10 protein-coding genes and 1 tRNA gene are annotated in these 11,268 nt (G+C 72.0%); 4 read left to right on the plus strand and 7 right to left on the minus strand.

What is annotated here, in order from left to right; translation table 11 throughout:
- Positions 1-106: 106 nt before the first annotated feature.
- Positions 107-1,222, plus strand: a complete 1,116-nt coding sequence (locus ABTY61_RS13395; RefSeq protein WP_350505094.1) for an ADP-ribosylglycohydrolase family protein — start codon at positions 107-109, stop codon at positions 1,220-1,222.
- A gap of 141 nt (positions 1,223-1,363) precedes the next feature.
- On the opposite strand, the gene ABTY61_RS13400 is transcribed toward ABTY61_RS13395, so the two are convergent.
- The 3 genes from ABTY61_RS13400 to ABTY61_RS13410 all read right to left on the minus strand — a co-directional run bounded on the left by ABTY61_RS13400 (position 1,364) and on the right by ABTY61_RS13410 (position 3,717).
- On the minus strand, positions 1,364-1,573 hold the full coding sequence (locus ABTY61_RS13400) for a DUF397 domain-containing protein (RefSeq protein ID WP_350505095.1): 210 nt from the start codon (positions 1,571-1,573) through the stop codon (positions 1,364-1,366).
- Entirely contained in the window at positions 1,570-2,433 is an 864-nt protein-coding gene (locus tag ABTY61_RS13405) for a helix-turn-helix domain-containing protein (RefSeq protein ID WP_350505096.1), read from the minus strand. Before ABTY61_RS13405 ends, ABTY61_RS13400 begins: the two co-directional genes overlap by 4 nt.
- A gap of 525 nt (positions 2,434-2,958) precedes the next feature.
- The gene (locus tag ABTY61_RS13410) at positions 2,959-3,717 is read right to left on the minus strand and encodes a GOLPH3/VPS74 family protein (protein ID WP_350505097.1); all 759 of its coding nucleotides are present in this window, start codon (positions 3,715-3,717) and stop codon (positions 2,959-2,961) included.
- A 298-nt stretch (positions 3,718-4,015) separates the two neighbouring features.
- Here ABTY61_RS13410 and ABTY61_RS13415 point away from each other — a divergent pair, with 298 nt between their 5' ends.
- On the plus strand, positions 4,016-6,334 hold the full coding sequence (locus ABTY61_RS13415) for a D-alanyl-D-alanine carboxypeptidase (protein ID WP_350505098.1): 2,319 nt from the start codon (positions 4,016-4,018) through the stop codon (positions 6,332-6,334).
- 476 nt (positions 6,335-6,810) lie between these two features.
- Here the strand turns inward: ABTY61_RS13415 and ABTY61_RS13420 are convergent, their stop codons facing one another.
- The 3 genes from ABTY61_RS13420 to ABTY61_RS13430 are packed head-to-tail and all read right to left on the minus strand — an operon-like array spanning position 6,811 to position 7,880.
- A complete protein-coding gene (locus ABTY61_RS13420; RefSeq protein ID WP_350505099.1) occupies positions 6,811-7,347 on the minus strand; it encodes a GNAT family N-acetyltransferase in 537 nt (178 codons plus the stop codon).
- Between the two features lie 18 nt (positions 7,348-7,365).
- Positions 7,366-7,581, minus strand: coding sequence for a hypothetical protein (locus tag ABTY61_RS13425; RefSeq protein WP_350505100.1), 216 nt, complete (start codon positions 7,579-7,581; stop codon positions 7,366-7,368).
- Positions 7,578-7,880: a hypothetical protein gene (locus ABTY61_RS13430; RefSeq protein WP_350505101.1), complete on the minus strand. Its 303-nt coding sequence runs from the start codon at positions 7,878-7,880 to the stop codon at positions 7,578-7,580. The genes ABTY61_RS13425 and ABTY61_RS13430 overlap by 4 nt, the downstream gene beginning before the upstream one ends.
- Positions 7,881-8,295: 415 nt before the next feature.
- On the opposite strand from ABTY61_RS13430, the gene ABTY61_RS13435 reads away from it, so the two are divergent.
- Positions 8,296-8,368 (plus strand) — tRNA-Arg (locus ABTY61_RS13435).
- A gap of 550 nt (positions 8,369-8,918) precedes the next feature.
- Here ABTY61_RS13435 and ABTY61_RS13440 read toward each other — a convergent pair.
- The gene (locus ABTY61_RS13440; protein ID WP_350505102.1) at positions 8,919-9,722 is read right to left on the minus strand and encodes a phosphatase PAP2 family protein; all 804 of its coding nucleotides are present in this window, start codon (positions 9,720-9,722) and stop codon (positions 8,919-8,921) included.
- A 425-nt stretch (positions 9,723-10,147) separates the two neighbouring features.
- Between ABTY61_RS13440 and ABTY61_RS13445 the strand changes: the two genes are divergently transcribed.
- The gene (locus ABTY61_RS13445; protein ID WP_350505103.1) at positions 10,148-11,134 is read left to right on the plus strand and encodes a sigma-70 family RNA polymerase sigma factor; all 987 of its coding nucleotides are present in this window, start codon (positions 10,148-10,150) and stop codon (positions 11,132-11,134) included.
- Positions 11,135-11,268 lie beyond the last annotated feature (134 nt).

The following is an 11,268-nucleotide window of genomic DNA, read 5'->3' on the forward strand; positions in this document are numbered from 1 at the left end:
GGGATGCCGTCCTTTCGTTCAAGCCTTCGAAGTACAGTGCCAGGGCGCATCGGCGGCCCCGGCCGTGCGCGCGGCCCCCGACCCCGACGAAAGGCGCCCCGTCGTGATGCCACTGTGGTCACGAGCCCAGCAGCAGGACTTCCGCAGCCGTGTGCGCGGCTGCCTGCTCGGCGGTGCCATCGGTGACGCACTCGGCGCCGGCGTCGAGTTCGAATCGCTTGAGAAGATCCGGGCCCAGCACGGTCCGCAGGGCGTCACCGGCTACCTCCCCGCCTACGGGCGCACCGGCGCCGTCACCGACGACACCCAGCTCAGCCTGTTCACCGTGGACGGCCTGATCCGCGCCCACATCCGGCGTGACACCGGCAGCTGGCACCCGCCGACCGACCTCCACCTGGCCTACCTGCGCTGGGCCGCCACCCAGCGCGACTGGGGCCCGGACGAGCGCCGCCCCGACCTCGGCTGGCTCGGCCGCGAGGAGTGGCTGTACGCCCAGCGCGCCCCCGGCCAGGGCTGCCTGACCGGCCTCTCCGGCCCGGACGGCGAGCGGCTCGGCACCCTGGAGCGGCCCAAGAACCCGCACTCCAAGGGCTGCGGCACGGTGGTCCGGGCGGCGCCCTTCGGGCTGCTCACCACCTGGGAGCCGGGCCTGGTGTTCCAGCTCGCGGTGGAGTGCTCGGTGCTCACCCACGGCCACCCCACCGGCTACCTCGCGGCGGGCGCGTTCGCGGTGATCGTCCAGGCCGTCGCCCGCGGCGGCACCCTGGAGGAGGGCGTCCACCTGGCGCTGGCCCTGCTCTCCGAGCGGCATGCGCACGAGGAGACCACCGCCGCGCTGCGGGCCGCGCTGGACGCGGTCCGGGCCGGCGAGCCGTCCGCCGAGCGGGTCGAGGCGCTGGGGGAGGGCTGGGTGGCCGAGGAGGCGCTGGCCATCGGGGTCTACTGCGCGCTGGTCGCCCACGACGTCCGCTCGGGCCTGCTGCTGGCCGTCAACCACTCCGGGGACAGCGACTCCACCGGCGCGATCTGCGGCAACCTGCTCGGCGTGCTGCACGGCGACACCGCCCTGCCGCCGGGCCTGGTCGCGGGGCTGGAGGGGCGCGGGGCGATCCTCGAACTCGCCGACGACTTCGCCCTGGAGCTGACCCACGGCACCGAACTGCACGACCGGCAGAGCCAGGAGGGGGCCGACTGGGCCGTCCGCTACCCGGTGGCGCACTGAGCAGTGCCGACCCGGGGCGGCGTCCTCCTGGTCGACGCCCGAGTGAAGGACAGCCCCCGGAACGGCAGTTGCCCGTAGCGCCGACCGCCGCTCGGGGCGACGGACAGCGCTACGGGCAACTGGGCCGAGCACGGGTCCCGTTCAGACCTCGCCGAAGGCCCCCGCGGCCGCAGCCGAGGCGAAGGCGTTCCAGGCCTGGGTGGAGAAGCGCAGTTGCGGCCCGGCCGGGTCCTTGGAGTCCCGGACCGCGACCGCTCCCGCGGCCGGTCCGGCGATCTCCACGCAGGCGCCCTGGCCTCCGCTGTGACTGCTCTTGCGCCAACGGGTTCCGTGCTCGGCGGGGGTGCTCATTCGTGGTATCCCTTTTCGATGTCGGCTATCAGCGACCGGCTCTCCGCGACACCGAGCGCGGCCGCTCTCAGGTAGTCGTACAGACCGGTATAGCGGCGCACATCGGCCTCCTTCTCCAGGTAGAGATCGCTCGTCACACCTTCGAAGTAGACAACCGTGGAATCGGCTGACTCCGGGAACTCCAGCAGGGAGAATGTCCCGGTCATGCCGGGGTGGGCACCGTGCGAGAACGGGATCACCTGGATGGTGATGTTCGGGCGCAGGCTCAGCTCCAGCATCTGCCGCAGCTGGCGGGCCATCACCTCGCGACTGCCGACCTCGCGGCGCAGCGCCGCCTCGTCTATGACGGTCCACAGGCTGCCGAGCTGGTTCTCGCCGTGGACGCGCTCCTGGCGCTTCATCCGCACCTGCACCCGGCGCTGCACCGCGATCGCGTCGGTGTCCGGCTGGGTGCCCTCGACCACCGCCTGGGCGTACTGCTCGGTCTGCAACAGCCCGGGGATGAAGGAGGACTCGTACGCGCGGATCGAGGAGGCCTCGGCCTCCAGCCCGATGTAGACGCTGTACGGGGTCGGCATGTCGTTGAAGTCGTGCCACCAGCCGCGCTGGCGGGACTCCTTGGCCATCTCCATCAGGCTGCTGCGCATCTGTTCGTCGGCCACGTTGTACACATCGCAGAGGTCGCGCACGTCGCGCTGGCTGATGCTGCGGCGGCCGTTCTCCAGCCGGCTGATCTTCGACTGGGAGACCATCAGCCGGCCGGCCACCTCCTCCGCCGTCATCCCCAGGCCCTCGCGGAGTTTGCGCAGCTCGGAGCCGAGCCTTCGGCGGCGCACGGTGGGATTGATGTTCGCGGACACGTCGACCTCCGGCCGAACCTCTGGTGATCGTTGGAACGGCAGCCCTCGGAACACTTCGGACATTGGGACCAACCCCCCTGACTTGGAGCAGCATGTCACCTTGGGCCAGGTCGGCGCCGGGGAATCACAGCAGCGCAGTAGAACAGATCATCGGAAAAGCGCGTCCGTGAGACAGCGGAAGCTCCCAGGTGGTAATGCGGCTCGGCGACTCGAACCGGGTACGTGCGATGGGCCTCGACGGGCCTGCGGGAACGGCAGAGGGGCGGTCGCCGGGCGACTTGCGTCGCGGGGCGACCGCCCCTCTGTGCTCCTCGTGCTTCTCGTGCTTTTCGCGGTGCGGATGGTGCCGGAGGTGCGGGTGGTACCGGTCGTCCCGGTGGTGCGGAGACGTGCGATGGGTCGTTCAGCGCCGCCGAGGGGCGCGAACGGTGTGCTGCGCGCCGGGTGTGCCCGGTGCGTCGCCGGACGTTCCGTCGGGTGCGCCGTGCAGGCCGTCGCCCGGTACGGGCCCGGCGGCCCTCCCGGTCAGCGCACCCCGACCCGGGGAGCGGAGACCCGCCCGCCCGGGGCCCGGCCCGCGGCCCGGGCGCCGGAGCGACCGGAACCAGCCCCGGCCCCGGAACCGGCCCCGGAACCCTGGGATGAACGGTTCTGCTGCGCGGGCAGGCCGTTCTGCACGTCCATCACGGCGTGCGCGACCATCCCGCCCAGCGGGTCGTACCGGATCAGGTCGCGCAGCCGCGACCGTGAGGACCGGCCCTCGTTGCCCGGGTACAGGTGCTTGCCCAGCCCCACCGAGTGGGCGAGGGCCGCGAGCGCGGCCGTCCGCGGGTCCGGCGGCACGCCGGTGCGGATCGCGGTGTCGAGCCGCTGCTTGATCGCGGCGTTGGTGCAGTCGTCGGACGCCTGGTACCGGGTCGTCGGCAGCACCCCGCACATCTGCCCCGGCACGGCCGTGACCATGCCGCAGCGCTCCAGGTGCGCCAGGTACGTCTGTCGCAGCCCCAGCCGGGGCCCGCCGATCCAGTGCGCCGCACGGACCGGACTGCCGCGTCGGCGCAGCAGTTCCAGTGCGTGGTCGAGGGTCGGGTCCCCGGTCGGCCGTGCGAGCACGACGGCGATCCGGTCGCCCTCCGGTACGATCCGTCCGGCCAGGGACAGCTCGACGAGCTGGGCCCCGGCGAGTCCGAGGTCGAGGGTCTGCGGCTGCGCCGTGGTACCCGTGGTCGGGTCCAAAGCGAGCAGCAAGAGTTCCTCGGGAACAGTTCTGCGGCTCTTGCCCATCCAAGCCTCCCCGCGTGGATGAGAGACAGGGTGACGCCTCTCACACGGGCTTGTCGAGTACGCCTCCGAATCGTGACCTTGCGGTGAAGGCGCGGAACCGGCGGCCTCGGGCCCGGCGTCTGACCCTTGAACAGACCGCGTTGCGGCCGTGCGGCGGCAATAAGCCCCGGTCGGGCGGGGTGTGCGCGGCTGGATCGGCCGCCGGTGGCGGAGACTGTACAGGTACACGGGGCGGGGCGTCGGCTTCCCGAAATCGGGTCTGCCGATGCCCCGCCGGGCGTTGAGGAGGCTGGGATACGTGGGCGAGTCCCCCGACAGGGTGCTGAGGGACGACGAGCGGGAGCGGGACCGCGAACGCGAAGAGACGGGCGCGACTGCCCCCGGGGCGTCAGCCGGGGCTCCCGCTGACGCCTCCTCCGACGCGTCCGCTGACGCCTCCTCCGGTGCCGACACCTCCGTCGAGGCCGCCGTCGGCGCGTCCTCCGAGGGAAGCGCCGAGGGAGGCGCCGACGCGCCGAAGGCGGGCGCCAAGGGCGGCCTGACCGTGGAGCTCCGTGTCCGGGATGTGGACAGCCGGACGACGATGCTGCGCCTCCCGGTGGACAACAAGACCACCGCGCTGCGACTGCCGGCGGAGCTGCTGAAGCCCGCCGACGAGGACGGTTCCGACGGCGACGCGGGGGAGGAGAAGGACGCGCCGGAGGCGGACGGAAAGAAGGGGACCGCCGAGCGGCCGCCCGTCGCCGACCCGCGTCTCGCCATGCGGACCACCGCGGTGGCCGAGGAGGCCGCCGGGAAGGCCGCGGACAAGCCGGCCGGCAGCGCCGAGAAGCCGGCACAGGCCGAGCGGGCCGCCGAGACCGACACGGCGGACGACGGAGCCGACACGCCCGACGACGACGCCACCGCCGCCGCCGACACGCCCGACGACGCCACCGCCACCGCCGACAAGGCCGCCGCACCCACCGAACCCGTCGCACTGACCAAGAGCGGGCAGCCTGGTCAGGAGTCGGGCCGGTCCGAGAAGCTGGAGAAGCCCAAGCCGCTGCGCGCTCCCGCAGCTCCCGCGACTCCGCCCGCCGCTGCCGCTCCCGGTACCGTCCCCGAGCCCCCGGAGCCCGCTCCGCTGCCCGAGCCGGACCCGACCCCGGAACCGCTGCCCGCACCGGCCCCGAAGCCGAAGCCGGGCCCAGCGCCTGCGCCGACGCCGCTGCCCGAGCCGGACCCGCGGCCGGTGCCGCCCGTCCCGCCGCTGCCCCGGCCCGAGCCGCTGCCCTCCCCGCAGCTGCCGCCCCAGCCCCAGCCCCAGCCCCAGCCCCAGCCCCAGCCCTCGCCGGAGAACACGGCCGAGGCGATGGAGGTGCTGGCCACCCTCAACGCCCGCCCGGTCTCGCCGCTGCGGCGCGCGCTCAAGCGAATCACCATCTGGACGGTGTTCCTGGCCGTGGTGCTCGGCGCGGTCGTCGTGGCCCAGCTGCTGCGCCCGCTGCCGGACCCGAAGCTGCGGATGACGGCCGCGGGCAGCTTCAGCTTCTCCGGCGACCAGCTCGACCTCGCCTGGCCGGCCAAGGGCCAGTCCGCCGCCGAGGTGGTCGGCGTCGGCAGCCTCGGCAGCTCGGGCCAGGAGACGCCGGCCTCGATCGCCAGCGTCACCAAGGTGATGAACGCCTACCTGATCCTGCAGAAGTACCCGCTCAAGAAGGGGGAGAGCGGTCCCAAGATCAAGGTCGACAAGCAGGCCGCGCAGGAGTCCGGCAACGCCGACGAGTCCCGGGTGACGCTGGTCGAGAACCAGGAGCTCACCGAGTACCAGGCGCTGGAACTGCTGATGCTGCCGTCCGCCAACAACGTGGCCCGGCTGCTCGCCCGCTTCCACTCCGGCTCCGAGGAGGCGTTCGTCAAGCAGATGAACGACACCGCGGCCAAGTTCGGCATGACCAACACCACCTACGCCGATCCGGCGGGCTTCAACGCGGACACCAAGTCCACCGCGAAGGACCAGCTGAAGCTGGCCGAGCAGGTCATGCAGGACGAGATCTTCCGGCAGATCGTCTCCACCCCGGACACCACGTTCAACAACGTGAAGATCTCCAACACCAACAACCTGATCAACCCGAAGACCGGCGTCATCGGCGTCAAGACCGGCTCCAGCACCCCGGCCGGCGGCTGCCTGATGTGGGCCGCCTACAAGGACATCGGCGGCGTGAAGCGGCTGATCCTCGGCGTCACCCTCGGCCAGCAGGCCACCTCCCCGAACCCGGGCGACGGCATCCTGCCCACCGTCCTCAAGGTCAGCGGCAAGCAGATCCAGGCCGCGCAGAACGGGCTGACCGGCCAGACCGTGGTGAAGAAGGGCGACGTCGTCGGCACCGTGGACGACGGGCTCGGCGGAAAGGTCCCGGTCGTCGCGACCAACGACCTCGTGGTGCCCGGCTTCCCGGGCGTCAACGGCACCATCACCATGGACCCCTTCGCCCTGCACCACCACGAGGCGGCGGGCAAGGAGGTCGGCACGCTGCGGGTCGGCGCGGGCGACAGCAAGACGGAGGTCCGGGTGGCCCTCCAGTCCGACCTGGACCCGCCGTCCATCCAGTCCCGCCTGCTGCGCCTCCTCTGACCCTCCCGGCGGAGGGGGAGCCCGGCCCGCCCGGCTCCCCCTCCGCTGCCCCCGTCACATGCGTCGGCCCTGACAGCACCCACCGGCACCCCTCGGCCCGCGGCCTCGACGAAACCCGTTGTACAGGTACGGAGTTCGTCCCGGCGTCGGCCGTGCGAGCGCCGCGAGCCGACGAGTGGTCATCGAGCCGGCAACAGTCGGCGAGTCGGAGACGCCCGCCGCCGCCCTGCACACGTGTGGTGCTGCCGCACGCCGTCCTGTGACAGGCTCATGAGCCTGGTCACTCGCTCGGTGTGCACATCCATGGAAGGCTGCCGCGCCGCGGCGAAGCCCAGGTCCGCATACGGGTCGTCCGCCGGCGCGACGAAGCCGAACTCATCGGCCGGCGAGGCAGGATGACGGCGGCGTGCGGCGGAGAGCACCTGAGGGGCGGGGGCACCCGTCGCGGTCTCCGCCGCGCCCGCGGGTGACCCGGCTCAGGCCTCCGGCTCGTACACGTACGGAGTGGTCGAGGTGACCGCCCGGAAGCCGCGCTTGCGGAGGATGGGCTCCGAGGTCGGGAGCGCGTCGGTGACCAGCACCGTCCTGCCCCGCTCCCGGGCCTCCTTCAGCCTGGCGCCCACGACCGCCGAGAACAGCCCCCGCTCCCGGTGGGTCGTCTTGGTGCGGCCGCCCGCCAACTCCGCGAAGGGGGTGCCGTCCTGGAAGTGGACCCGACCGCAGGACACCGGTTCGCCGTCCACGTAGGCGATGTGGACGCTCATCGCCCCGGGTTCCTCCCGCAGGAGGAGCGCCAGCTGCTGCCGCTCCCCTTCCGGGTTCTTCCGGCCGATCTCCCGGGCGATCTCGGCGTAGTCGTCGAGCCCCGACTCGTCCTGCACGCGACGGACGTCGTACCTGTCGGTGTCGAACGCCGCCAGGGCAGCCTCATCGGCCGGGAGCACCAGGACCTGCTCCTCATCGTCGGGCTCGAAGCCCGCGGCCACCAGGAGCGCGCCCAGGCCGGACGGCACGTCGTGGCCGTAGACCTTTCACTCCAGGGTGTAGCCGCCCTCCCGGGCCAGCGCCTGCTCCGTGCGGATGACCTCCTCGGCCTCGCCCTCGGCCAGGCGCGAGTAGACGATGCGGCACTCCGAGCCGTCGGCCGTGAACTCGCGCACCACCTCGCCGTGCCCGGCGGCCACCCCGGCCACACGGCGGGCGGCGTCCAACTCCGCCAGGATCTCGGCGTTCTGGGTCTCGCTCATACTGTCCGTTCCTCCTGCTCGAGGATCTCGACGACGGGCCGGTCGGCAGCCATGGCCTCGACGACCGCACGCAGGCGGACGAGGTAGGCCTCGGCCCGCTCGGGGGAGAAGACCTCGCTGTCGTACGTCAACGCGAGGTCGAGGCTATCCGCAGACCGGAGGGAGACGAACTGCAGGTCGGCCTCCTTCGACCGCGGCAACTCCTTCGCCTCGAAGGCGACGCCGGCGTCGGTGAGGAGCCCCATGACGCCGACGGCACCACCCAGCTCGTCCCCATCGCCATCACCGAACTCGAACACCGCGGCACCCGCACCCACCAGACCCGCTACGGAGGCCGCAACGACTCCGAATCCGGAAACGCCCAACTCGACGCCTCACTCCGGAACCGCCGCCTGATCTCCTACGGCGTTCCCGCCCAACACCTGCTCACCCTCGGCTTCGTCCTCGCCCGGAACTCCACCGGCCGGGCCCTCCACGCCACCCGCAGCGAGTTCCAGCTCACCACCTGACCAACCCCGGACCGGCCGGTCCCACAACCTCCACGCCCGCCAGACCCCCGATCCGGTACTCTGTGGATCGAGCGTCCAGGCGGGCGTCTCATCACCCCCGACGGGGTGTACCCAAGGCTCCGCCGACACGACACTCACCGCCTTGCCCGAGGCCCACGCACCCGACTCGCGCAGCGAGTTCCGTGCAAGGTTTCAGACAAGCCCCGCCTCAGTAGCTCAGGGGATAGAGCACGGCTCTCCTAAAGCCGGTGTCGCAGGTTCGAATCCTGCCTGGGGCACAACAGCACCGCAGCTCGCAGGCCCTCCCCCCACCCCGGGGCGGAGGGCCTGCGGCATTCCCCCCTCCACCCGTCCCGCCATGCCCCGGTCTCCGGCGCTCCCGCCGAATGAGGCGTTCAGCCGGGCTCCGTTTCGGAATACCCGCCTTCGTTTGTATCCGGAGGGTAAGGGAAACCTCCGGTCGCCGCAGTGGAATTGCGATGTGGCGCCGCAGGATGGTGAAGGCCATGGGGGTGGGCGCTGGAATGGCTGTTCTTCGGGCCAACGGCGTGGGGAAGAACTACAGCGGCGGGGAGCCTCCAGGGCGGCGGGTTCGCATTGCCGATTCGTCCCGCTCCCGGATCAGGGCCCTGCCTGCGCCTTGAGGCCTCCGGTCATCCCGGACTCGAAACATTGCACCCCTTGAACCGGGGTGTTGCAACGATCGCTAGAACCCAAGGGCCTCGGGGGGCCTCCGGCGTTCCGGGCCCGGACGGGTGCGTCAGCGGACGCGAGACGAGGCGAGACGAGACGAGGCGGGTCGGGCCGGCGGAGGCAGGTCAGGTCAGGTCAGCGAACCGGACCGTCCAACTCGCCCTCGTCCAGCGGCCCGTCGGTCTGCGGCGTCCGGACGGGCGACACGATGACCCGCTGTACCCGGGGCCTGGTGCGCCAGTTGACCCGCCGTACGTCCCGGGCCAGCGCGCCGGGCCGCCAGAGTTCGATCACGGCCGTCACGACGCCCAGCACGGCGCCGGCGGCCAGCCAGCCGGCCACCACGTCGCTGGGCCAGTGCACCCCGAGGGCGGTCCTGGTCCAGCCGATGGTCAGCACCGTCGCCGCGGCCACGGCGCAGGCGGCGGTCCGGCCGCGCCGGTCGACCCGGTACCAGACCAGGCCGACCAGGACGGCGCAGGTGATCGCCGAGGCCATGGCGTGCCCGGAGGGGAAGGCCGGACCGCCGGCGTGCGACACCGGGTCGGCGAAGGCGGGCCGCTGCCGGTCGACGGCCAGCTTGAGCGCCCACTGGGCGCCCCAGCCGACCAGCGCCTGGGCGGCCACCCAGCCGGCCAGCATCCGGGCGCCGATCAGCAGGAGCCAGGCGGCCGCGAAGCCTAGGAGGATACGCATCGTGACGGGGCCGCCGATGTCGGAGAGGGTCTGCACCGCTGCGGTCCAGATCCGGTGTTCCCGCGCATAGGTGTGGAGTTCGCCGATCCACTCCTGGTCGAACTGGTGCAGGGGGTACCAGCGGCCCGTCACCAGCACCGCCAGGAGGCCGAACAGCGCGGCGCAGCCCAGCGCGACCGACGCGTCCCGGAGGAGACGGCGATGACGCACGGTGACGGGTGTCGTGCTGTTGGTCAGGTGCATGCCTGACACCTTCCCAGCGCGCCGCGCTGTTCAGGAGCCGGAGTGATAGCGATTCGGCATCATTTGTGCGGAGGACCTGCGTGCGCCGGGGGGCGGGCGCGGGCGGATTCCGGGGGAGCCCGGGAACGTCCGCGATCGTTCGCCTGTTCAACCAATGGGCGACGGTTGCGTGTGCGGTGGGTGAAGAAACGTTCCACGAACAGTCGCGAACGGGCACCCGAGGTGCCTGGGTGGTCACCGAGCGTCCAGAACCGGGGTGAAAACCGGCAGGATACTGCATCGCGAGGAAGAATCTGAACGACTTGGGAATGTTGTCCGGAATCTGTTCGTTGGATCGTTACGTGTGAGCCCCCCGGGGCCCGCACTTCTTGCCCTCCTGGGGGGCAGGCAGGCAGACCTCGGCAACACCAGCAAAGGGAGCAAGCATGGCCACCCGTGCCGTCGTTCGCGACAGGGCCGACCGGACTCGCGCGGCCCGCCCGACCAACCTTGAGGCCGACCGCGACCTGGTCGGTATGTACCTCGACGAGATCGCCAGGACGCCCCTGCTCGATGCCGCCGAGGAGGTCGAGCTCTCGCTGCGGATCGAGGCCGGTGTGTACGCCCAGCACCTGCTGGACGAGAGCGAACTCCCCGACGGTCAACTCCCCGACGGCGTCACGCGCGAGGAGTTGGAGGCGATAGCCGCCGACGCCGAGCGCGCCAAGGACGTCTTCATCCGCTCGAACCTCCGCCTGGTGGTGGCCGTCGCCCGGCGGTACCCGCGCAGCGGCCTGCCCCTGCTGGACCTCATCCAGGAGGGCAACGCCGGCCTGGTGCGTGCCGTCGAGAAGTTCGACTACGCCAAGGGCTTCAAGTTCTCCACCTACGCGACGTGGTGGATCCGGCAGGCGATCACCCGCTCGATCGCCGATCAGTCCCGCACCATCCGGTTGCCCGTGCACCTGGTCGAGGAGCTCGGCCGGATCCGCCGGGTGCAGCGCGAGAAGTCCAAGGAGCTGGGCCGCGAGGCGGAGCCGGCCGAGATCGCGGCCGAGCTGGACACCACCGAGGCCCGGATCAAGGACGTGCTGGACTGGGCGCGCGACCCGGTGAGCCTCAACATGTCGGTCGACGACGAGGGCGAGACCCAGTTCGGCGACCTGGTGGAGGACACCGGGGCGACGTCCCCCGAAGACGCCGTGATGGTCATGCTCCGCCGTGAGGAACTGGACGGCCTGATCGGGCGGCTGGACGACCGCACCGCCTCGATCATCCGCTCCCGCTACGGGATGGAGGACGGCCGCGAGCGCACCCTCACCGAGGTGGGCAAGCAGCACGGCCTCACCCGGGAGCGGATCCGGCAGATCGAGAAGCACGCCCTGGCGGAGCTGAAGAAGATCGCCGACCACGCGGGCTTCGAAGCCGCCTGACGGCCGACGGCCGAGGTCGACCACCCGGGCCCGGGGGGGGGGGGGGGGCGCCCCCGGGGCGGGGGCCGGGGCCGGGGGGGGGGGGGGGGGGGGGTGAACACGTGTGTATTGAGTACAATGCCGGGCAAGTGGGG

The organism is Kitasatospora sp. NPDC096128 (genome assembly GCF_040303105.1).
Taxonomy (GTDB): domain Bacteria; phylum Actinomycetota; class Actinomycetes; order Streptomycetales; family Streptomycetaceae; genus Kitasatospora.